Raw genomic sequence first — 22,482 nt, forward strand, 5'->3', positions numbered from 1 at the left:
AGCATTAATGATTAGTGAGCCTTTACTTTCACTCATCATGCTGTTGACTCTGGATATCGGCCGGCCAGCCGTGCCGGTTTTTTTGTCGCCTCAGGCTGAATCGTTCCAACTGATGAACGCGCCTGAGAGGCATCTTGGCCCGCCGTCGGTGGGTCTTTTGAACGCGCGGAACCGCGATCCCGCGCTGGTGGAGGAGTTAGTCATGAACGAAAAACACGGGTGTTCCTGTGCGCGCCATTTGGCGCAGGGTTTTGCCAGGCAGTCGATCAACGCCGGGGAGGGCGAAATCTATCAAATCTCGCTGATGAGCGCGCTCATCGACGGGGTCTACGAGGGCGAAACCACCATTGCCGAGTTGCTCAAACACGGCAACTTCGGCCTCGGCACCTTCAATCATCTGGACGGTGAACTGATCGCTTTCGATCGGGAAATACACCAGCTGCGCGCCGACGGCAGCGCCCGGCCGGCCTGCCTGCAACAGAAAACCCCCTTCGCCGTCGTCACCTTTTTCCAGCCCAGCGTCAGCCAGCAATTCGACCGGCCGATCACCAAGGCACAGCTGCACCAGTGCATCGACGAACAGGTCGCCTCGCCGAACCTGTTCTGCGCGGTGCGGGTGGACGGTGAGTTCAGCCATGTCGAAACCCGCACCGTACCGCGTCAGGAACGGCCTTACCGCCCAATGCTGGAAGCGATAGAAGAGCAGCCGACCTTCTCGTTCCATCAGCGGCGCGGCACGCTGGTCGGCTTCCGCTCGCCGGATTACATGCAGGGCATCGGCGTGGCCGGCTATCACGAACACTTCGTTACTGACGATCGCAGCGGCGGCGGCCACGTGCTGGACTACCAGCTCGATCATGGCCGTTTGCAGTTCGGCGTCATCACCCGTCTCAATCTTCAGTTGCCGCATGATGCGGATTTCTTGCGCGCCAACCTCTGCCCAGAGGATTTGGATCGCGCGATTCGTTCCGCCGAGGGTTAACCCCGGCGATCGTTTTCTTAGGAGGTGGAACCATGGCACAGGAAAAAACAGGCAATGACTGGCAATGCGGCGCCGATTTGGTGGTGAAAAACCTGGAAGCGCAGGGCGTCAAACACGTTTTCGGCATTCCGGGCGCCAAGATCGACCGGGTGTTCGATTCGCTGGAGGACGCGCCATCGATCGAAACGGTGGTGGTGCGGCATGAGGCCAACGCGGCCTTTATGGCGGCGGCGGTCGGCCGCCTGACCGGCAAGGCCGGGGTGGCGCTGGTCACCTCCGGGCCGGGCAGCTCCAACCTGATCACCGGGCTGGCAACCGCCACCTCGGAAGGGGATGCGGTGGTGGCCTTCGGCGGGGCGGTGAAGCGCGCCGACAGCCTGAAGCAGACGCACCAGAGCATGGATACCGTCAGCATGTTCCGGCCGGTGACCAAGTACTGCGCCGAAGTGCATGCCGGTTCGGCGATTTCCGAGGTGATCGCCAACGCCTTCCGCCGCGCCGAGTTCGGCCGGCCGGGGGCGTCGTTCGTCAGCCTGCCGATGGATATCGTCAATGAACCGGTCAGCGCGCCGGTGCTGGCGGGCTGCCGCTTGCCGCGCATGGGGGCCGCGGCGGCGGACGACATTCAGGCGGCGGTGAAAATGATCCGCCAGGCCAAATGCCCGGTGCTGCTGCTGGGCTTGCAGGCCAGCCGGCCGGAGAACAGCGAGGCGGTGCGCCATCTGCTGTACCGCACCCATATGCCGGTGGTTGGCACCTATCAGGCGGCGGGGGTGATTGACGTCAATCACTTTGCCCGTTTCGCCGGCCGCGTCGGCCTGTTCAACAACCAGCCGGCCGATCAGCTGTTGCAAAAGGCCGATCTGGTGGTCAGCGTCGGCTACGATCCGATCGAATACGATCCGTGCATGTGGAACAGCCACGGGCGGCTGAAGCTGGTGCATATCGACGTGCTGCCGGCGGACATCGATACCTGCTATCGGCCGGACGTCGAGCTGGTGGGCAACATCAGCGCCACGCTGAACATGATGACCGAAGCGTTCACTGAGGCGGTCTGCGTGCCGCCGGAGGTGGAGCTGATCCTCACCGATCTCGGCCGCCAGCGCACTGAACTGGCGGAGCGCGCCGCTCGCCGCGGCGGCATGCCGATCCACCCGCTGCGCATCGTCAAGGAGCTGCAGGACATCGTCAGCGACGACGTGACGCTGTGCGTGGACATGGGCAGTTTCCACATCTGGATCGCCCGCTATCTTTACAGCTTCCGCGCTCGCCAGCTGTTGATCTCCAACGGCCAGCAAACCATGGGGGTAGCGCTGCCGTGGGCCATTGGCGCGGCGCTGGTGCGCCCCGGCGACAAGGTGGTGTCAATCTCCGGCGACGGTGGCTTCATGCAGTCGAGCATGGAGCTGGAGACCGCGGTGCGGCTGAAAAACAACATCGTGCACGTGATCTGGGTCGATAACGCTTACAACATGGTGGAAATGCAGGAAGTGAACAAATACCAGCGCAAATCCGGCGTGGAGTTCGGGCCGATAGACTTCAAGGCCTACGCGGAATCCTGCGGCGCGGTCGGTTTTGCCGTGCAGTCGGTGGAAGATCTGCGGCCGATGCTGCGCAAGGCGATGGAGATCCAGGGGCCGGTGGTGGTGGCCATTCCGGTCGACTACGCCGATAACTATAAGCTGATGGCGCAGATGAACTTCAGCCAGATGATTTAATTTCATCATCCTCGCGCCGTTTCACCGGGGCAGGCCGCTTGCGCGCCTGCCCGTTTTTATGCGCGGAATTTGTCCTTTACATCGCTAACTGCATGATTTATTGCTATCCGTTCGGCTGTTTTTTCACCACTGGGGATAGCGCAATGAAAAGAAAAGCAATAACGATCGGGCTGCTGGCGTTGGCGATTGCCGGCGGCGCGCGGGCCAATACGCTGGTCTACTGTTCCGAAGGCTCGCCGGAAGGCTTCAACCCGCAGCTGTTCACCTCCGGTACCACGGTAGACGCCAGTTCGGCGGCGATCTACAACCGGTTGGTGGATTTCAAACCCGGCACCGTCGAGCTGCAACCCAGCCTGGCGGAAAGCTGGGAGGTGAGCGAAGACGGCAAGCGCTATACCTTCCATCTGCGCAAGGGCGTGGCATTCCAGAGCAATAAATATTTCACGCCCACCCGCGATTTCAACGCCGATGACGTCATCTTCTCGTTTATGCGCCAGAAGGACGCCAACAACCCGTATCACAAGGTCTCCAACGGCGCCTACACCAACTTCGAGTCGATGGAGTTCGGCACGCTGATTGACCGGATCGTCAAGGTGGACGAGCACACCGTGCGCTTTGAACTCTCCCGCGCCGAGGCGCCGTTCGTCGCCGATCTGGGCATGTATTTCGCCACCATTTTATCGGCGGAATATGCCGACGCGATGCTGAAGGCCGGCACGCCGCAGCGGGTGGACAACGATCCGATCGGCACCGGGCCGTTCCAGCTGGTGCAGTACCAGAAGGACGCGAAAATCCTCTACAAGGCGTTCGATCGTTACTGGGAAGGCAAGCCGAAAATCGATCGGCTGGTGTTTTCGATCACGCCGGATGCGACGGTGCGTTACGCCAAGCTGCAAAAGAACGAGTGCCAGGTGATGCCGTTCCCCAACCCGGCGGATCTGGCGCGCATGCGGCAGGACGGCAACCTTCAGGTAATGGAAAAATCCGGCTTGAATATCGGCTTCCTGGCGTTCAACACCCAGAAGAAACCGTTGGATAACGTTAAGGTGCGCCAGGCGTTGGCGCTGGCGGTCAACAAGCCGGCGATCATCGAGGCGGTGTTCCACGGCGCCGGCCAGCCGGCCAAGAACCTGCTGCCGCCGGCCCAATGGGGTAGCAACGCGCAGCTTGAAGACTACCCGTATTCGCCGGAGCGGGCGAAGCAGCTGTTGCAGGAGGCCGGGCTGGGGCAGGGGTTTGACATCGATCTGTGGGCGATGCCGGTGCAGCGGCCCTACAACCCCAACGCCAAGCGCATGGCGGAGATGATCCAGGCCGACTGGGCTAAAATCGGCGTGCGCGCCAAAATCGTTACCTTCGAGTGGGGCGAGTATTTACAGCGGATTAAAAACGGCGAACACCAGACCGCGCTGATGGGCTGGACCACCGCCAACGGCGATCCAGACAACTTCTTCGGCCCGCTGTTCACCTGCGCTTCGCTCGGCGGCTCCAACTCGGCGGAATGGTGCTACAAACCGTTCGACCAGCTGATCCTGCAGGCGCGTGAAGAGAACGATCATGCCAAGCGGGTGGCGATGTACCAGCAGGCGCAGGTGATGATGCACGATCAGATGCCGGCGCTGATGATCGCGCACTCGACCATCTTCGAACCGGTGCGCAAGGAAGTGAAAGGCTACGAAATAGACCCGTTCGGCAAACACATCTTCAAGCAGGTGTCGCTGGAGAAATAAGGCACAGGCCGGGTTAACCCGGCCTTTTTCATGCCTGCGGCGCGTCGCAGTGGTAGCGGCCGCGCGGGATCACCAGCGGCGTGTGGGACAGCGGATCGTCGATGATCATGCATGGCATGCCGAACACCCGTTCCACCAGCTCGGCGGTAATGATCTCCGCCGGTTTCCCCTCAGCCACGATCTTGCCGTCGCGCATGGCGATGATGTGATCGGCATAGCGGCAGGCGTGGTTGAGATCGTGCAGCACCGCGATGAGGGTTTGGCCGCGCTCGCGGTTGAGCTGGCGGAACAGATCCAGCAGCTCTATTTGGTGCGCGATGTCGAGGTAGGTGGTCGGTTCATCCAGCAGCAGCAGCGGCGTTTGCTGCGCCAACGCCATCGCCACCCAGACGCGCTGTCGCTGTCCGCCGGACAGCTCGTCGACGCTGCGATCCGCCAGCTGGCTGACGTTGGTGGCCGCCATGGCGGCTTCCACCGCCTGTTTGTCGGCCTGCGTCCACTGTTTCAACAGGCTCTGGTGCGGATAGCGGCCGCGCGACACCAGGTCCGCCACGGTAATGCTGTCCGGTGCGATCGAGGTTTGCGGCAGCAGGCCAAGCTCGCGCGCCAGCGCCTTGGTGGCGAAGCTGCTGATGTTTTTGCCGTCCAGCATCACCTCGCCGGCGCTGGGTTTCAGCAGGCGGCACAGGGCGCGCAGCAGCGTCGATTTGCCGCAGGCGTTCGGCCCGACGATCACCGTGAAGGCGCCATCGGGGATCGCCACGCTCAGATCGTCAGCGATGATTTTATTGTCGTAGCCCAGCTTCAGGTGCGAGGCGTGCAGGCGGTGGCTCATGGCATTATCACTCTTCATTATCTGCGGGCCTCACGGATGAGCAGCCAAATCAGGTACAGGCCGCCGATGCAGACGGTCACGACCCCGACCGGCAGTTGGATCGGCGCGAAAAGATGTTGGGACACCACGTCGGCGCTGAGCAGCAGCGCTGCGCCCATCAGCGCCGATGACGTCAGGGTGACCGAGGATTGTCCGGCCAGGCGGCGGGCGATCTGCGGCGCCGCCAGCGCGATAAAGGAAATCGGCCCGGCGGTGGCGGTGACGGCGGCGGTGAGGGTAACGCCGAACAACATCAGCCACAGCCGGCTGCCTTCGGCGTTCACGCCCAGCGCGCGCGCCGTGTCGTCGCCCATTTCCAATAGCTGCAGCCGTTTGCCCATCAGCAGTGCGGCCGCGGCCGCCAGCACGATGAACGCCGTGGCGGGCTGGGCTTTCTGCCAGGTCATGCCGTTGAGCGAACCGGCCTGCCACATGGCGGCGTCCATGGCGCGCTCCAGCGAAGCGGTGATGATCAGCCAGGTATTGGTGGAGACCAAGACCGCGCTGATGGCGATGCCGACGATGATCAGCCGGAAGCCGGCGATGCCTTGCCGCCAGGCCAGCAGGTAGATGGCCAGCGCGGCGAGAATGCCGCCGGCCAGCGCGCCGCCGGCGATGTAGTAATAGCCGCCGTTGAACAGGGTGATGGCGATCAGCGCGCCGGTGTAAGCCCCCATGTTAAAGCCAATCACGTCCGGGCTGCCGAGCGGGTTGCGGATAATCGACTGGAAGATGGCACCGCTCATGCCGAGCGCGCCGCCTAACAACAGTGCCATGGCGATACGCGGCAAACGCCATTGGGTGACCACGGTGACCAGATTTTTCGGCGCCTCGCCGCTGAGCGCGGCAAAGACCTGTTCCAGCGAAAGTTGCAGTGTGCCGTAGCACAGCGCGGCAACGGCCATCGCCAGGCACAACGCCAGCAGCGAAAGATTGACCAGCAGCAGGCGCAGCGGCATGCGCCAGTTGATGACGCCGTCCGGGCGGCCGATATGCAACGTGTGGGGCAGACTCATCACAGACCCCCCAGCGTTTTCTTGCGGCGCACCAGCCAGATCAGCACCGGCGCGCCGATGAAGGCCGCCACGATGGAAACCCGCAGTTCACCGGCCGCCAGCAAGCGGCCGACCACGTCGGCGCACAGCAGTAAAATCGGCGCCAGCAGCATGGAGTAGGGCAGGATCCAGCGCTGGTCGGGGCCGACCCACCAGCGGGCGATATGCGGCACCATCAGGCCGATGAAACTGATTGGGCCGACGGTGGCGGTCGCCGCGCCGCACAGCAGCGTGATGGCGATCACCGCGACAATCTGAGTCAGCACTACGCGCGCGCCGAGCGCGATAGCCAAATCTTCCCCCATACCGATGGTATTCAGCGGCCGGGCGATGAGCAGCGTCAGCAGGCAGCCGAGCAAAATGGCGGGGGCGGTGACCGGCAGCGTGGACAGCGTGCGGATATCCAGCGTGCCGGCCTGCCAGAAGCGCAGTTGGTCGAAGGTTTGCGGATCGATCAGCGACAGCCCGGTGGTGATGCCGATCAAAACCGCGCCGATCGCCACGCCGGCCAGCGTCAGCCGCACCGGGTTGATGCGCCCGCCCGCCAGCGTGCCGATCAGGTAGACCAGCAGGGTGGTGAGGGCAGCGCCGACGAAGGCATAGGCCATATAGCTTTCAGTGGTGGCGGCGCCGAAAAACATGATGCCGATGACCACGGCGAAGCTGGCGCCGGCGTTGATGCCGAGCACGCCGGGATCGGCCAGCGGATTGCGCGTCAACGCCTGAATCAGCGCGCCGGCGGCGCCGAGCGCCATGCCGGCTAAAATGCCCGCCAGCGTACGGGGCACCCGGGCGTTGAGAATGATGGTGCTGTCGGAACCGCTCGCGGCGCCCTGCAGGCTGAGCCAGACGGTATGGAAGGGGATGGCCTTGGAACCCAGCATCAGGCTGGCAATGATGCACAGCAGCAACAGCACCAAACCGATACCGAACCCGGCGATGCGTTTGAAGCCACTGGCGTAAGCTGCGTGCGGTGCGGACGAAAGCGTCCGCTCAGTCGGAGTGGGTACGTTCACACCGGTAACTCCTGTATGATTTTTATTCTCATTGTTATTTGCGTTCATGCGGGGTGGCAATAGTAGCACGAGTTAACACCCGCATGCACCCGCCGGTTGGTGGCAAAGGTGCGTTGACGATGTTAATAACTATTGATATTTCAATTGATTGAATGTGAACTATCGCCCCGCTTGCGGAAAGCGTCGGCAGGCGTCTGGCCTGCCGACGATGTGGCTCAGGGTTTTTTGAACAGCCGTTCGATTTGGTTCAGCATGTTGGTGGCGCTGTAATAATCGAGGCGGAAGGTGTCGTTGCCGACGGCATAGACGTGCCGCTGTTCCACCGGCTCCAGATGTTTAAGGAACGGGTTGGTCAGCACCTCTTGCACTTTGCGCTCATTGGTGGCGAACAGGATCAGGGTTTTGCCGTTCAGGCCTTCGGCCATTTTTTCGCCGGAGATCTGGATGATGTCATGGCGTTTACCCATGCTGGCGTTGCCTTTGGCGCTTTCCGGCGGGATGGCCAATTGGAAGCCAAGCTGGGTGAGCAGCTTGCCCTGGGCGGAGCCCGGTGTCCACAGCATGGCCTCGCGGCCGTTGTCGGCATACACCAGCGGCGTGGTCGGCTGCGGCGGCAGCGCGATCGCATGCTTCACTTGCTCCACGCGCTGTTCGAAACGATCCTCCGCCTGTTTGGCGCCGGCTTCGTGACCGGTGATCTCACCGAGCTCGCTGGCCAGCTGTTGCCAGCTTTTGTCGCCATAATCGAGTACTAACGTCGGCGCAATGGCGGACAGCTGATCGTACAGCTTCAGCGCTGAATCCCCGCCGGTGGCGGCGACGACGATCAAATCCGGCGCGGCAGCGGCGACGGCTTCGGCATTGGGCTCCACCTGATACAGCCGTTCGACGTGGCGCTGTTTGGCCACTTCGCTCCACTGGGTAAAGAAGCCTTGTTTATCGGCCACCAGGGGATTTGGGCTGGTGGCGGCGCTGGCGACCACCGGGGCGTCGATCGCCAGCAGCGTACCGGTGATGGTGACGCTGGTGGACACGATGCGCAGCGGCGGTTTTTCCAGCGTGAACTTCCCTTTGGCGCTATCGATGGTGCGCGGCCAACTGCTGTCGGCAGCGGGGGCGGACGGTTTCTGCCCGTCGCTCTTGTCGTCCGGGCCACAGCCGCTGAGCAACAGGCTGGAAGTGGCGATGAATGCAATGAACAGCTGGCGTAAGGATAGGGTCATGAGCGGGCTCTTTCTTTCCTTGAACTAAGGCGTATCAATCCGGCGGCGGATTGGCTGCGTGGTGGATGCCCGCTAATTTACCATTCAAGCCGCCAAAATGATAACCATTCGTATCTCAGCGCGTAGTGAATACAGAAAGAATAAGGAGATAGGGGCAGTGAGTGAGGCAGAAACGAAAAAAGCGCCCAAAGGCGCTTTTTCCTGAATGGGTGGGTCGTGCAGGATTGATTCGGCCTGTGGCCTCACCCTACGGGCAACGCTGCGCGTTGTCGTATCGCTGCGCGATGCTCGAACCTGAACGCAGGATCTCACCCGCACGACTCAGTGGGCCATGTCAGTAAGAAGATAAAGGCAGAGTCAGGTGGCGCAGAAACGAAAAAAGCGCCAAAAGGCGCTTTTTTCTGAATTGGTGGGTCGTGCAGGATTGATTCGGCCTGTGGCCTCACCCTACGGGCAACGCTGCGCGTTGTCGTATCGCTGCGCGATGCTCGAACCTCTACGGTTCTTCATCCTGCACGACTCGGTAAACTATGCCGGCGAAAGATGAAGTCAGAGTCGGATGGTGCAGAAACGAAAAAAGCGCCAAAAGGCGCTTTTTTCTGAATTGGTGGGTCGTGCAGGATTCGAACCTGCGACCAATTGATTAAAAGTCAACTGCTCTACCAACTGAGCTAACGACCCGCAGAAGTGGTGGGTGATGACGGGCTCGAACCGCCGACCCCCTCCGTGTAAAGGAGATGCTCTACCAACTGAGCTAATCACCCACTTCAGGACTTCCAGGTACTGCTAAACGAGAGAATGATGGTGGGTGATGACGGGCTCGAACCGCCGACCCCCTCCGTGTAAAGGAGATGCTCTACCAACTGAGCTAATCACCCTCATTCGTTCTCATTTTTCTCAACAAGATGGTGGGCGATGACGGGCTCGAACCGCCGACCCCCTCCGTGTAAAGGAGATGCTCTACCAACTGAGCTAATCGCCCCGTCTTGTTGGAGTCGCATTATAGGGATAGTTCAAAGTGAGTCAACGCTTTTTAAAATGATTTCAATCGTTCGCCGCAAATTTAGGCAGGGCGCGATAATTATCGCCAGCAGCGCCGATTCTTTGCGCAACGCTCTGCGAAACTCGCCGCAAAACGCGCGAAATCGACCGGCGCAATATCGTGTCGGCGTTGAGGAATTAGCGCGTGGTGATACAATGTCGTCCACTCTTTTTTCAATTCCGAGCAATCGTCGGCCATCGCCGACACGCGTTGCGTAATAAGGCAGTGAACCCAATGAAAATCAAAACCCGTTTTGCACCGAGCCCGACCGGCTATCTCCACGTCGGCGGCGCGCGTACCGCACTTTACTCCTGGTTGTTCAGCCGCCATGCGGGCGGTGAGTTCGTTCTGCGTATCGAAGATACCGATCTGGAACGTTCGACCCAGGACGCGATCGACGCAATTATGGATGGCATGAACTGGTTGAACCTGGATTGGGATGAAGGCCCGTATTTCCAGACCAAGCGTTTCGATCGCTACAACGCGGTCATCGACGAGATGCTGGAGCAGGGCACGGCCTATAAATGCTATTGCTCCAAGGAACGTCTGGAAGCGCTGCGCGAGAAGCAGATGGAAAATGGCGAGAAGCCACGTTACGACGGCCACTGCCGCGACAGCCAGTGCAGCCACACCGACGACGAGCCGCACGTGGTGCGTTTCCGCAATCCGCAGGAAGGGTCGGTGATCTTCGACGACAAAATTCGCGGCCCGATCGAATTCAGCAACCAGGAGCTGGACGATCTGATCATCCGCCGCACCGACGGTTCGCCAACCTATAACTTCTGCGTCGTCGTCGATGACTGGGATATGGAAATCACCCATGTGATCCGTGGTGAAGACCACATCAACAACACCCCACGCCAGATCAACATTCTCAAAGCGCTGGGTGCGCCGGTGCCGGAATATGCGCACGTGTCGATGATCCTCGGCGACGACGGTAAAAAGCTGTCCAAACGCCACGGCGCCGTGGGCGTGATGCAATACCGCGACGACGGCTATCTGCCGCAGGCGCTGCTGAACTACCTGGTGCGCCTGGGTTGGTCCCATGGCGATCAGGAGATCTTCTCCATCGATGAGATGAAAGAGTTCTTCACGCTGGAAGCGATCAACAAATCCGCCAGCGCCTTCAACACCGAGAAGCTGCAGTGGCTGAACCACCACTACATCAACCATATGCCGGCGGAAGAAGTGGCGGTGCATCTGGCATGGCACGTTGAGCAACTGGGCATTGAAACCCGCAACGGTCCGGAACTGAAAGACCTTGTCAAGCTGCTGGGCGAGCGTTGCAAGACGCTGAAAGAGATGGCGGAGTCTTGCCGTTACTTCTACGAAGACTTCAGCGAGTTCGACGCCGACGCCGCCAAGAAGCACCTGCGCCCGGTCGCGCGTCAGCCGCTGGAAGCGGTGCGTGCCAAGCTGGCCGCCATCACCGTCTGGACGCCGGAAAATGTGCACGACGCCATTCAGGGCACGGCGGATGAGCTGGGTGTCGGCATGGGCAAAGTCGGCATGCCGCTGCGCGTCGCGGTGACCGGCGCCGGCCAGTCGCCGGGCATGGACGTGACCGTGCATGCGATCGGCCAGAAGCGCTCGCTGCAGCGTATCGATATGGCGCTGGCTTACATCGCCGAGCGTGAAGCCCAGGCCTGATTAGGCTGATACGCCGTAAATGAAAAAGCCCCGTGGAGCGATCCCGGGGCTTTTTTATTGCTTGCTGTCAGGCTTGTTCGCCGGCCGGCAAACCCGGACGGTAGGCGATGAAATACATCAGCCCGACAAAGCCGGCGCCGCCCAGCGCATTGCCGAGAAATACCGCGACGAAATTAGGCAGATACTGTTCCCAACCCATCCCGCCGGCAAAGATGGCCGCCGGGATGATGAACATATTCGCCACCACGTGCTGGAAGCCGATGGCGACAAAAGCCATGACAGGGAACCACATGCCGATCACTTTGCCCGGCACATCTTTGCTGGCGAAGGCTAACCACACCGCCAGGCACACCAGCCAGTTGCAGCCGACGCCGGAAATGAAGGCGTGCAGGAAGTCCGCATCCACTTTGGCCTGCGCGATCGCCAGCGTCTTATGCAAGAACGCGCCTTCGGTCAGGCCCAGCAAATGGCCGAAGAAGTACGCGACGGCCACGCTGCCGGCCAGGTTGGCCAGAGTGACCCAAAACCAGTTGCGCAGCACGGCGATGGCGGGGATTTCGCGGGCAAACCAGGCCATCGGCAAGGTCATCATGTTGCCGGTCAGCAGTTCGCCGCCGGCCAGAATGGTCAGGATCAAACCGATAGGGAAGACCGCGGCGCCCAATAGGGCGCCGAAAGAGCCCCATTCAGCCGGCAGGGTGCCGATGACGTGAATATCCAGCAGGAAGCCGGTGGCGATAAAGGCGCCGGCGAGAAAGCCCAGAATCAACAGATTAGCGAGAGGGGCGCGGCTTTTGTTTACCCCGGCCTGAACGGCGAGGGCGGCGATTTCTTTTGGTGAATGCAAAGACATGACGGACTCGGTTTATAGTAATAAAGTTTATGGCGCGGGCAGTCTATGCCGCTCGGGAGCCCGACTCAAGCGCATTTCGCTAACATTCCGTTAATTAAAAATCAACGTGATATGCAGGGTCTTTTGCTATTTTGAGATGTAGCGCGCAAAATGGATGAACTCTGCACAAACTGATGATTTTTTGGCGCCAAAGATGCTGATTTGGCGGCTTTTTCAACGCTTGATTCAGTAATTCAATTTAGCCGTTGACAGCTTTGAATGGGTTTCATATTATGCGCCCCGTTCACAGCACAAAGTGATTGTGGAACGGGGCTATAGCTCAGCTGGGAGAGCGCTTGCATGGCATGCAAGAGGTCGACGGTTCGATCCCGTCTAGCTCCACCACCATTTAAAAAAGCCGACCCTAGGGTCGGCTTTTTGCTTTTCGTCATTTATCCTTCGCCGAATGCCAAGCAATAAAAAAGGCGCCCGCAGGCGCCTTGTTATCGTCGTCGGTTCGAGGCTTAGCCCAGCACCAGACCCGCGATGGAAGCGGACAGGATGCTGACCAGCGTAGAGCCGTACACCAGCTTCAGACCAAAGCGCGACACCACGTTGCCCTGGTGTTCGTTCAGGCCCTTGATCGCACCGGCCACGATGCCGATGGAAGAGAAGTTGGCGAAGGACACCAGGAACACCGACAGGATCCCCAGGCTGCGCGGCGACAGCTCGGCAGAGACTTTCTGCAGCTCCATCATGGCCACGAATTCGTTGGAAACCAGCTTGGTGGCCATGATGCTGCCGACCTGCAGGGCTTCGTGTTTAGGAATGCCCATGATCCAGGCGAACGGATAGAAGAAGTAACCGAGGATTTCCTGGAAGCTCAGGCCGAAGATAGCGCTGAATACGCCATTGAGCGCGGCGATCAGGGCGATGAAGCCAATCAGCATCGCGGCGACGATAATCGCTACTTTGAAGCCGGCCAGGATATATTCACCCAGCATTTCGAAGAAGCTCTGGCCTTCGTGCAGATTGCCCAGATGCAGCTCTTCTTCTTTATTGGTGTCGTACGGGTTGACCAGCGACAGCACGATAAAGGTGCTGAACATGTTCAATACCAGTGCCGCCACCACGAACTTGGCGTCCAGCATGGTCATGTAGGCGCCGACGATAGACATGGACACCGTAGACATCGCGGTTGCCGCCATGGTGTACATGCGCTTTTCCGACATCTTGCCCAGGATATCCTTGTAGGCGATGAAGTTTTCGGATTGGCCCAGGATCAGCGAGCTGACGGCGTTGAACGACTCCAGCTTGCCCATGCCGTTCACTTTCGACAGCACGGTACCGATAATGCGGATGATGAAAGGCAGCACTTTGATGTACTGCAGAATACCGATCAGCGCCGAAATGAAGACGATCGGGCACAGCACCTTCAGGAAGAAGAACGCCAGGCCTTTGTCGCCCATGCCGCCGAACACGAAATCAGTCCCTTGTCCCGCAAACCCGAGCAGTTTGTCAAACAGCGCGGCGAATCCTTTTACGAAGCCCAAACCCGCTTCCGAATGCAGGAAAAAGTAGGCCAGCAGTACTTCGATAACCAATAATTGAATAACATAGCGAATGCGGATGCTTTTACGATCGCGGCACACCAACAGGGCCAGGATCGCCACCACTACTATCGCCAACGCAAAGTGCGCAATATGGGACATGTTTGCTCCAAATTTGAGGCAGGCTGAATTTCGGCTGTCATTTTATGTAACGCTACGTTTAAAAACGAGACTTCTATTGCAAATATGGAAAATCATAGCGGGAATTCTCCTAAAGTGTTGCGCAAAAGCATAAAAAATCAAGATGTTAACGCAGAGATAGGAAATTCGTATTCTTGTGCTAACCTGTCTTTCAGGGGTATTGCAGCTAAAATCCCATCCCAAAAGCACGGAAATCGGCATGCTTGGTGTCGGACCCTTCGATAAAACCATTAATGTTGGCTATTACAGAGATAAGTTTTACCGCTCTAAATGCGCTTGATAATTATTATCATTTATATAGAGTGGAGATAAACGTAATTTCAGTAAGGGTTCAACATATGCTGAACAGTCGCGTGGTTGAAACCACCCCCGGTCGCTCCGCCAGAAAAATCAAACTCTCGCTGATGGGGCCCGCCTTCATCGCCGCTATCGGCTATATCGATCCCGGTAACTTCGCCACCAACATCCAGGCCGGCGCCTCGTTCGGCTACAGCCTGCTGTGGGTCGTGGTCTGGGCCAACGTGATGGCGATGCTGATCCAACTGTTGTCTGCCAAGCTGGGCATCGCTACCGGAAAAAACCTGGCTGAGCACATTCGCGATCGCTTTCCGCGGCCGGCGGTGTGGGCCTATTGGGTGCAGGCGGAGATCATCGCCATGGCGACCGACCTGGCCGAGTTTATCGGCGCGGCGATCGGCTTCAAGCTGCTGCTCGGGATTTCCCTGTTGCAGGGCGCGGTGCTGACCGGCATCGCCACCTTTTTAATTTTGATGCTGCAAAAACGCGGGCAAAAGCCGCTGGAGCGGGTGATTGGCGGCCTGCTGCTATTCGTCGCCGCCGCTTACATCGTCGAGCTGGCATTCTCTCAGCCGCAGCTTTCGCCGCTGCTGAAGGGGATGGCGCTGCCCGATCTGCCCAACGGTGACGCGGTATTTCTGGCCGCCGGGGTATTGGGCGCCACCATCATGCCGCACGTGATCTACCTGCATTCGTCGCTCACCCAAGTCGGCGGTGAGCACGATAAGGCGGAGCGCTATGCCGCCACCAAAGTCGACGTCGCCGTCGCCATGACCATCGCCGGTTTCGTCAACCTGGCGATGATGGCCACTGCCGCCGCCGCGTTTCATTTCAGCGGCCACAGCGGTATCGCCGATCTCGACGTGGCCTATCTGACGCTGCAACCGCTGCTCGGGCAAGCCGCCGCCACCGTGTTTGGCCTGAGCCTGGTGGCCGCCGGTCTCTCCTCTACCGTGGTGGGCACGCTGGCGGGGCAGGTGGTGATGCAGGGGTTTGTGCATTTCCATATCCCGCTGTGGCTGCGTCGCGCGGTGACCATGCTGCCGTCGTTTATCGTTATCATGCTGGGAATGGACGCCACGCGCATTCTGGTGCTGAGTCAGGTGCTGCTCAGCTTCGGCATTGCGCTGGCGCTGGTGCCGCTGCTGGCTTTCACCGGTAATCGGGCGCTGATGGGGGAAATGGTCAACGGCCCGCTGGTGCAAAACCTGGGCAAGCTGATCGTACTGGTGGTGGTGGGATTGAACGGCTACCTGCTGATCGGCAGCGTGCTGTAGGCAAAAAAAACGCGGGCCGGCATTACGCCGGCCCGTCGTCGTTAATCGCGGTCGTCATCGCCGTGGCGGCGCCAGCGATCGCGGTCATGATCGTGGTGGTGCTTTTTCTCTTTCTTCCAATGGTGCTTATCGTAATGCTTGTCGTATTTACGATAGCGTCCTTCATGATAGTAATAGTGTTTGCGCCAGTAGTCGCGGTCGCGCCAGCGATAGCCGTCCCAGTAGTAACCGCGACGGCTGCGGTCGCCGAGATAGCGCCCCTGATGGCCTTGCCACCAGTCGCGATCGCGCCAGTCGTAACCGTCCCAGTAACGGCCGCGATTGTCCTGATCGCCGATGCGCAGTGAAACGCCCGGCATCAGATCGATGCTGATCCCTTCGGCGTGTGCTTGCTGTGCGGCGGGCAGTACCGTCGCCGCCAAGATGGCGGCCAAGAGCAGAGGTTTAAACATGGCTTCTCCTTCCCGCTTGCGCGGCTTGGCCGTTTGTCACTTTATGAAGCGCGTTCATCAGTTTAAAAAAGCGGCCTTATCGTTATTTTGCTGCAATATCGGCATCATAGCGCCAGCGCATAGGGTTGAATCTGAGAGCCACTCTGAAAACGATGCGGGAGGCCAAGATTTGAGATTTTTCTGGAGTCTCGCCGCTCGATTGAGCGGCGGAATTTGTAAACGATTACAATAAGATTTTCTCGATCTGCGCGAGCTCTTCTTCACTGAAGTGACGATTGGCCAGCATGCCCACCGCGTCTTCTATCTGCGCATTCTTACTGGCGCCGATCAGCACCGAGGTAACGCGATCGCCGCGCAGCACCCAGGCCAGCGCCATCTGCGACAGCTTCTGCCCGCGTTGCCGCGCCAGCGCATCGAGGCGGCGCACCTTGTCCAGCCGCTCGTCGGTCAACTGCTCCGGCTGCAGGAAGCGGCTGCCGCTGGCGGCGCGGGAATCTTGCGGGACGCCGTGCAGGTAGCGGTCGGTCAGCAGGCCGCCCGCCAGCGGCGAGAAGGCGATCGCGCCGACGCCATGCTCCGCCAGCGTATCCAGCAATTCCGCCTCCGGCGTGCGTTCCAACATCGAATACTTGGGCTGGTGGATCACGCACGGCGTACCGAGCCGCTGCAGAATGTCGAACGCCTGCCGCGCGCGCTCGGCCGGGTAGTTGGACAGGCCGACATACAGCGCTTTGCCCTGGCGCACCAACAAATCCAGCGCCGCCATGGTTTCTTCCAGCGGCGTGTCCGGATCCGGCCGGTGGTGGTAAAAGATATCCACATACTCCAATCCCATGCGCTTCAGGCTCTGATCGAGGCTGGCGACCAGGTACTTTTTCGAGCCCCAATCGCCGTAGGGGCCGGGCCACATGGTGTAACCGGCTTTGGATGAGACGATCAGCTCATCGCGCCAGGCCCGCAGATCGGCGTTGAGCATGCGGCCAAAGTTCTCCTCGGCGGCGCCGGGCGGCGGGCCGTAGTTATTGGCCAGATCGAAATGGGTAATGCCGCGATCGAAGGCGCAGCGGATCAGGCCGCGGGCGTTGTCATACAGCGTGGCGTCGCCGAAGTTGTGCCACAGCCCGAGCGAGACGGCGGGCAGCTTCAGCCCGCTGCGGCCACAGCGCCGGTATTCCATATCTTGATAACGCGTAGGGGAGGCTTGGTAGGACATAGTTATCCTTGTCGGCGAGAGGTGAAGTGCTTTGAGTGTATACGTTTCCACACCGTGCTGCCGGGGGAGCGATCACAGCGCCGGCATGTAACGCCAGGTTGCCGTTCGATGCCGGAGCGTTTGTTCGAAATTTGAACGGCATCTTCGATAATTAAGATAATCGCTCCAGCTGCAGACAGGTGATGATCATGACTCAGACCTATACGGTGGCCGATTATCTTCTCGATCGTCTGGCCCAAATCGGCATCCGTCATTTCTTCGGCGTGCCGGGGGATTACAACCTGCAATTTCTTGATCATGTTCTCGCTCATCCGCAAATCACCTGGGTAGGCTGCGCCAACGAATTGAACGCCGCCTACGCCGCCGATGGCTACGCGCGCTGCAAACCGGCGGCCGCGCTGCTCACCACGTTTGGCGTCGGCGAGCTAAGCGCGTTGAACGGGGTGGCCGGCAGCTACGCCGAATACCTGCCGGTGATCCACGTGGTCGGCACCCCGGCGCAGCGCGCCCAGCGCGCCGGTGATTTGTTGCATCATTCGCTGGGGGATGGCGACTTCACCCACTTCGCCCGGATCGCCAAAGAGGTGACCGTCGCGCAGGCCAATCTGACCGCTGATAACGCCGCGATGGAGATAGACCGCCTGATCGGCGTCGCCTTGCTGGAACATCGCCCGGTTTATCTGATGTTGCCCAGCGACGTCGCGCAGGCGCCGCTGCCGAGTAAACCGGCGCCGCTGATGCTGCGCCAGGCCAAACTGTCGCAGAGCGCATTGCAGGCATTTATCGCCGCGGCGCGCGAAAAGCTGCTGTCGGCGCGGCGGGTGTCATTGTTGGCGGATTTCCTGGCCGATCGCTTCGGCGCCGAAGGGGTGCTGGACGAGTGGCTGCAGGAGGTCGACATTCCGCACGCTACGCTGCTGCTTGGCAAAGGCGTGCTGGATGAGAACCGCACCGGTTTTGTTGGTACCTACTGTGGCGGCGCCAGCGATCCGGCGGTGAAACAGCTTATCGAAAACGCCGATGTGGTGATCAACGTCGGGGTGCGTCTCACCGACACCATTACCGCCGGTTTCACGCATCATCTGCCGGTGGAAAAATGCATCGATATTCAGCCGTTCGAAGCCTGGGTTGGGCGGCGGTGTTTTAGCCGCATCCCGATGCGCGAGGCGGTACAGGCGCTGCATCGCCTGAGTCTGTCGCTGGCGTCGCGTTGGCCGTTGCCGCCGATCGTCCGCCCGGCCCTGCCGGAAGGCAATGGGGAAGGGTTGGATCAGCACGCCTTCTGGCGGCAGATACAGGATTTCCTGCGGCCGGGGGATATCGTGCTGGCCGATCAGGGCACCGCCTGTTTCGGCGCGGCGGCGCTGACGTTGCCGCGCGGCTGCCGGCTGATCGTGCAGTCGCTCTGGGGATCGATCGGCTATACCCTGCCGGCGACGTTCGGCGTGCAGACTGCCGAACCGGAGCGTCGGGCAGTATTGCTGATCGGCGACGGCGCCGCGCAGTTGACCGTGCAGGAACTGGGATCGATGCTGCGCGACGGGCTTAAGCCGGTGATCTTCGTGCTGAACAATCAGGGGTATACCGTTGAACGCGCGATCCACGGGCCGGAGCAACGTTATAACGACATCGCGCGCTGGAACTGGACGCAGCTGCCGTCGGCGTTGGCCGGTGAGCGGCCGGTGAAGGCGTTGCGGGTCAGCGATCCGGACGGATTGCGTCAGGCGCTGCGCGAGGTAGCGGACGACGAACGGCTGGCCTTCATCGAAGTGATGCTGCCGAAGATGGACATTCCGGAACTTCTCGATACCGTCTCCCGCGCCATTCAGGCGCGCAACGCCGCCGCTTAGGGCAGGGTATCGCCCAGTAGGCGCTCCAGCATCCAGAACCCCGCCGGGCCCGGCGGGGTCAGTTTGGACCATACCGCATCCACCGAAATCAGTTTTGGCCAGCCGCGCGGCCGCAGCTGGGTGAGCCTGCCGTGGCCGTATTGCTGCACCAGCCAGTGCGGCAACACCGCCCAACCGAATCCTTGTTCCGCCATCTCCAGCAACAGCAGATAGCTGGGCGCCGACCAGACCAGGCCACCCTGTCTGGCCGCCTCGGCGCCGGTGTAGGTATTGAGGATCAGTTGGCGGGTGCTGGACAATTGCTCTGGCGTCGGCGCGGCGACCTGCGCCAGCGGATGCTGATGGGCGACGAACAGCCCCATTTCGGTCTGCTCAGGCAGCCGGGAGAAGGCGATATCCGGCGGATAACGTTTTTGCACTTCTACCATGCCCAAATGCGCGCGGCCGCTTTGCAGCAGATCGATAACGTCGCCTTCCTCGGCGATCATCCATTCCAGCTCAATTTCCGGGTAGCGCTGTTCGAACAGCTGCATTAACCGATCGTGATGCTTGGGCTGGTAGGTATCGGAAAACACCATGCTCAGGCGCGGTTCAACCTCGCCCGCCAGCTGAATGCTCAGGGCATCGAGCCGTTCGCTGGCCGCGAGGATCGCCTGTACGTGCCCCAGCACTTTGCGGCCGGCGGCGGTGAGCACCGGCTGGCGCGCGCTGCGATCGAACAGCGTTAATGCCAGGTCGGCCTCCAGATTGGCGATGGCGGTGCTGACGGTGGATTGGCTTTTACGCAGCTTGCGCGCGGCGGCGGAAAATGAGCCGAGGGCGGCGGCTTCCACGAACGCCTGTAACGCTTCCGGTGAATAGTGCATGTATCTACTTTATCGATGGAATCTATTTTTAATCTACCCAAAAAAGCGATGATAATCACCTGGCTTTCGCAACAACTGTTGAAAAAAAGGTGATGTATGCAACTGCAAAACAAGTCTCTCATTGAACGTATCGTCCACGCCGTCGGTTTCGAGGCCATCGCCGTGATGGTTTGCGCCCCGCTGGGCGCGTGGCTGCTGAACCGCTCAATGGTGCAGGTCGGTGCGTTGGCGGTGATGCTCTCCACCGTCGCGATGCTGTGGAACATGGTTTACAACACGGTGTTCGACCGCCTGTGGCCGGCCAGCCGGGTGATGCGTAACCTGAAGGTGCGTGCGCTGCACGCCGTCGGCTTTGAAGCCGGTTTTATCCTGATCGGCGTGCCGATCGCCGCCTGGATGCTGAGTATCTCCTGGGCGCAGGCGTTTATGCTGGAAATCGGTTTCTTCCTGTTCTTCCTGCCGTACACCATGGCCTATAACTGGCTGTACGACACGCTGCGCCAGCGCTGGTTCGAAGCGCGCCAGCCGATCAATTCCGGCGTCAAATAAGGCGTCGTCAGCCCGGCGATTCTCAGGTAAGGTCAGAGGATCGTCGGAAATGCTGAGGAACGAAGGATGAAAGTGTTGGGTCTGCTGGGCGGCATGAGTTGGGAATCCACCATTCCGTATTACCGCACCATCAACGAGCAGGTAAAGGCGCGCCTCGGCGGGCTACATTCGGCCAAAATCGTGCTCTACAGCGTCGATTTTCAGGAAATTGAACGCTTGCAGCATCAGGGCGATTGGGATGGTGCCGGCCGGCTGCTGGCCGAGGCCGCCGTGGCTTTGCGCGCCGCCGGCGCCGAAGCCATCGTGATCTGCACCAACACCATGCACAAGGTGGCGGAGGCGGTCGAGCAGGCCAGCGGCCTGCCGCTGATTCACATCGCCGACGCCACGGCGCTGCAGGTGCGGGAAAAAAACATTCGCCGCGTCGGGCTGCTGGGCACGCGTTTTACCATGGAGCAGACCTTCTACCGCGGCCGCCTGCAGGAATTGCACGGCATTGATGTGGTGACGCCGGTCAGCGCCGATCGTGACATCGTGCACCGCATCATCTATGACGAGCTGTGCCTCGGTAACATTCGCGACGCCTCGCGCGATGAGTATCGCCGGATCATCAGCGACCTGGAGCAACAGGGCGCGCAGGGGATTATTTTCGGCTGCACCGAGATAGGGTTGCTGGTGAGCGAGCGGGATGCGTCGGTGCCGGTGTTCGACACCACCGCGATCCACGCCCGCGCCGCCGCGGCGTTCGCGCTGGACTAATCGTCGTGCGGCGGTTGCCGGCGGTTCACCAGCATCAGCGGTTTGCCTGCCAGCGTCAGCCAGGCGGGCAGCATCACGATGCATAAGACGGGCAGCAGGTGCAGATCCGGCACCACCGCCACTGCCATGAACAGGCTGAGCCAGCCGTCGCGCGTGACCACCAGCACCAGCCCCATAATGGCGCAGGAGACGGTGATCGCCGCCGGCACCGCCGGAACGTGCTGGTGCAGCATCAGCCCCAGCGCCACCCCGACGAACACCGCTGGGAAGATGCGCCCGCCGCGAAAGCCGCTGGCGGCGGCGATCACCAGCGCCGCCAGCTTGGTCAGGGTAACGGTCAACAGCGCCGGCACCGAATAGTTGCCGTCTGCCGCGAGGCGCTTCATTTCATCCAGCCCTTTGAACAGGGTAATCTCTCCGCCCACCAGCGCCAGCAGGCCCAGCACAAAGCCACCCAGTCCTAACATCAACACCGGATTCTTCATCGAATGGAACAGGCGGTGAACGTGTGGGAAGCACCACAGCGCCACCATGCCGAGCGCGATGGCGATCAGCGCCACGATGGCGCCGCTGAAGATGTCCGGCAGTCGCGTTACGTCGTAGGCGTCGAGCTGCAGGGCGAAATTGGGCACGAAGAACATCTGGGTGGTGACCGCGCCGGCGGCGGCGGCCACCAGCGGGGCGAACAGCCGATCCCACAGCGGCGTTTCGTTATTGCCCGCCAGGGTTTGCGAGAAGATCAGCGCGGCGGCGACCGGCGTGCCGAACATCGCGCCGATGGTGCCCGCGGCCGCCAGGATGATCCAGTCCATGCGCGGCACCTTCGGCAGCAGGCGCGCGCCGGCCGCCGCTACCAGCGCGATATTGATGGCGGTGATCGGGTTCTCCGGCCCCAGGCTGACGCCGCCGGCCAGGCCGACGATCAGCGCCAATCCCAGCCCCGGCAGGGCGGAGAGCGGCAGCGGCATGCCGATCAGCGATTCCGTCGCCGGATCCGGCCCGGCATGGCCCGGCATATAGCGCACGATCAGGCCGACCGCCACACCGGTCAGCGTCAGCATGCCGAGCGGCCACCAGGGTGCCTGGGCATCCAGGCTCAGCGCGTCGGGCAGCGTCACCCACAGCCATTGCTGCAGCGTAGCGGCGACTTTCATCATCAATAGCAGCACCAGACTGGAGGCGGAACCGATAATCAGCGCAGGCAAAGCAAAGGCCAACATGGCATTGGCGCGCGGATGCAGCATGGATAATCCCTTGTCGATGCCTCCATGCAGGGCAGGGAGAGCGGGTGGTTGGGCAGTGGCCACAGCTTGCCAGACTATCGGCGAGCAGGCACGCATTGATAT

General features: G+C 60.6%; 18 protein-coding genes, 5 tRNA genes and 2 other RNA genes. 9 read left to right on the forward strand and 16 right to left on the reverse strand.

All coding sequences use genetic code 11. The features are described from left to right. The first annotated feature begins 202 nt into the window (after nt 1-202). The 3 genes from budA (at nt 203) to WA302_RS09805 (ending at nt 4,430) form a co-directional block, all read left to right on the forward strand. The gene (budA, locus tag WA302_RS09795) at nt 203-982 is read left to right on the forward strand and encodes an acetolactate decarboxylase (RefSeq protein ID WP_060448000.1); all 780 of its coding nucleotides are present in this window, start codon (nt 203-205) and stop codon (nt 980-982) included. A gap of 32 nt (nt 983-1,014) precedes the next feature. Continuing rightward, nucleotides 1,015-2,700, forward strand: a complete 1,686-nt coding sequence (alsS, locus tag WA302_RS09800) for an acetolactate synthase AlsS (protein ID WP_261456872.1) — start codon at nt 1,015-1,017, stop codon at nt 2,698-2,700. A gap of 143 nt (nt 2,701-2,843) precedes the next feature. Then, complete coding sequence (locus WA302_RS09805) at nt 2,844-4,430, forward strand: ABC transporter substrate-binding protein (RefSeq protein WP_336063730.1); 1,587 nt, start codon at nt 2,844-2,846, stop codon at nt 4,428-4,430. 28 nt (nt 4,431-4,458) lie between these two features. Here the strand turns inward: WA302_RS09805 and WA302_RS09810 are convergent, their stop codons facing one another. The 10 genes from WA302_RS09810 to WA302_RS09855 form a co-directional block, all read right to left on the reverse strand. Continuing rightward, on the reverse strand, nt 4,459-5,265 hold the full coding sequence (locus WA302_RS09810) for an ABC transporter ATP-binding protein (RefSeq protein WP_004936408.1): 807 nt from the start codon (nt 5,263-5,265) through the stop codon (nt 4,459-4,461). A gap of 17 nt (nt 5,266-5,282) precedes the next feature. Beyond that, on the reverse strand, nt 5,283-6,320 hold the full coding sequence (gene fepG / locus WA302_RS09815; protein ID WP_049205407.1) for an iron-enterobactin ABC transporter permease: 1,038 nt from the start codon (nt 6,318-6,320) through the stop codon (nt 5,283-5,285). Continuing rightward, nucleotides 6,320-7,375 carry a Fe(3+)-siderophore ABC transporter permease gene (gene fepD, locus WA302_RS09820; RefSeq protein WP_141998620.1) on the reverse strand — a complete coding sequence of 352 codons (1,056 nt, stop codon included), beginning with the start codon at nt 7,373-7,375 and terminating at the stop codon, nt 6,320-6,322. The genes fepG and fepD overlap by 1 nt, the downstream gene beginning before the upstream one ends. Before the next feature lie 215 nt (nt 7,376-7,590). Then, complete coding sequence (gene fepB / locus WA302_RS09825; RefSeq protein ID WP_197759447.1) at nt 7,591-8,598, reverse strand: Fe2+-enterobactin ABC transporter substrate-binding protein; 1,008 nt, start codon at nt 8,596-8,598, stop codon at nt 7,591-7,593. Nucleotides 8,599-8,805: 207 nt separating this feature from the next. Next, nucleotides 8,806-8,930, reverse strand: a non-coding RNA gene (locus WA302_RS09830) — RtT sRNA. 75 nt (nt 8,931-9,005) lie between these two features. Then, nucleotides 9,006-9,129, reverse strand: a non-coding RNA gene (locus WA302_RS09835) — RtT sRNA. 74 nt (nt 9,130-9,203) lie between these two features. Further along, nucleotides 9,204-9,279, reverse strand: a tRNA-Lys gene (locus WA302_RS09840). A gap of 7 nt (nt 9,280-9,286) precedes the next feature. Beyond that, nucleotides 9,287-9,362 (reverse strand) — tRNA-Val (locus WA302_RS09845). 38 nt (nt 9,363-9,400) lie between these two features. Further along, nucleotides 9,401-9,476: transfer RNA gene (locus tag WA302_RS09850), tRNA-Val, on the reverse strand. Nucleotides 9,477-9,504: 28 nt separating this feature from the next. Beyond that, a tRNA-Val gene (locus WA302_RS09855) sits at nt 9,505-9,580 on the reverse strand. A gap of 294 nt (nt 9,581-9,874) precedes the next feature. Between WA302_RS09855 and gltX the strand changes: the two genes are divergently transcribed. Continuing rightward, nucleotides 9,875-11,290, forward strand: a complete 1,416-nt coding sequence (gltX, locus tag WA302_RS09860; protein ID WP_025303764.1) for a glutamate--tRNA ligase — start codon at nt 9,875-9,877, stop codon at nt 11,288-11,290. 67 nt (nt 11,291-11,357) lie between these two features. On the opposite strand, the gene WA302_RS09865 is transcribed toward gltX, so the two are convergent. Further along, the gene (locus WA302_RS09865; RefSeq protein WP_043143749.1) at nt 11,358-12,143 is read right to left on the reverse strand and encodes a formate/nitrite transporter family protein; all 786 of its coding nucleotides are present in this window, start codon (nt 12,141-12,143) and stop codon (nt 11,358-11,360) included. A 308-nt stretch (nt 12,144-12,451) separates the two neighbouring features. Between WA302_RS09865 and WA302_RS09870 the strand changes: the two genes are divergently transcribed. Further along, nucleotides 12,452-12,527, forward strand: a tRNA-Ala gene (locus tag WA302_RS09870). A gap of 119 nt (nt 12,528-12,646) precedes the next feature. Here WA302_RS09870 and WA302_RS09875 read toward each other — a convergent pair. Continuing rightward, on the reverse strand, nt 12,647-13,834 hold the full coding sequence (locus WA302_RS09875; RefSeq protein ID WP_004936373.1) for a NupC/NupG family nucleoside CNT transporter: 1,188 nt from the start codon (nt 13,832-13,834) through the stop codon (nt 12,647-12,649). Nucleotides 13,835-14,211: 377 nt separating this feature from the next. On the opposite strand from WA302_RS09875, the gene WA302_RS09880 reads away from it, so the two are divergent. Beyond that, nucleotides 14,212-15,447, forward strand: coding sequence for an Nramp family divalent metal transporter (locus tag WA302_RS09880; RefSeq protein WP_149570106.1), 1,236 nt, complete (start codon nt 14,212-14,214; stop codon nt 15,445-15,447). 41 nt (nt 15,448-15,488) lie between these two features. Here the strand turns inward: WA302_RS09880 and WA302_RS09885 are convergent, their stop codons facing one another. Together WA302_RS09885 and mgrA are read right to left on the reverse strand one after the other, a co-directional pair. Next, complete coding sequence (locus tag WA302_RS09885) at nt 15,489-15,899, reverse strand: DUF2502 domain-containing protein (RefSeq protein WP_025303761.1); 411 nt, start codon at nt 15,897-15,899, stop codon at nt 15,489-15,491. A 223-nt stretch (nt 15,900-16,122) separates the two neighbouring features. Further along, nucleotides 16,123-17,112 (reverse strand): L-glyceraldehyde 3-phosphate reductase, encoded by a 990-nt coding sequence (gene mgrA / locus WA302_RS09890; RefSeq protein WP_099816968.1) that lies wholly within the window; start codon nt 17,110-17,112, stop codon nt 16,123-16,125. 188 nt (nt 17,113-17,300) lie between these two features. On the opposite strand from mgrA, the gene WA302_RS09895 reads away from it, so the two are divergent. Beyond that, nucleotides 17,301-18,962 carry an alpha-keto acid decarboxylase family protein gene (locus WA302_RS09895; RefSeq protein WP_164063898.1) on the forward strand — a complete coding sequence of 554 codons (1,662 nt, stop codon included), beginning with the start codon at nt 17,301-17,303 and terminating at the stop codon, nt 18,960-18,962. Here the strand turns inward: WA302_RS09895 and WA302_RS09900 are convergent. Next, entirely contained in the window at nt 18,959-19,828 is an 870-nt protein-coding gene (locus WA302_RS09900) for a LysR family transcriptional regulator (RefSeq protein WP_025303758.1), read from the reverse strand. The genes WA302_RS09895 and WA302_RS09900 overlap by 4 nt on opposite strands. 96 nt (nt 19,829-19,924) lie before the next feature. Here WA302_RS09900 and WA302_RS09905 point away from each other — a divergent pair, with 96 nt between their 5' ends. Continuing rightward, nucleotides 19,925-20,377 (forward strand): multidrug/biocide efflux PACE transporter, encoded by a 453-nt coding sequence (locus tag WA302_RS09905; RefSeq protein ID WP_049203745.1) that lies wholly within the window; start codon nt 19,925-19,927, stop codon nt 20,375-20,377. A 66-nt stretch (nt 20,378-20,443) separates the two neighbouring features. Continuing rightward, nucleotides 20,444-21,136, forward strand: coding sequence for an aspartate/glutamate racemase family protein (locus WA302_RS09910; protein WP_025303756.1), 693 nt, complete (start codon nt 20,444-20,446; stop codon nt 21,134-21,136). Here the strand turns inward: WA302_RS09910 and WA302_RS09915 are convergent. Further along, nucleotides 21,133-22,380: an ion channel protein gene (locus WA302_RS09915; protein ID WP_025303755.1), complete on the reverse strand. Its 1,248-nt coding sequence runs from the start codon at nt 22,378-22,380 to the stop codon at nt 21,133-21,135. The two genes, WA302_RS09910 and WA302_RS09915, sit on opposite strands and share 4 nt — an antisense overlap. Nucleotides 22,381-22,482: the final 102 nt, after the last annotated feature.

It is taken from the genome of Serratia sp. 201 (assembly GCF_037027545.1).
GTDB classification, from domain to species: Bacteria; Pseudomonadota; Gammaproteobacteria; order Enterobacterales; family Enterobacteriaceae; genus Serratia; species Serratia bockelmannii.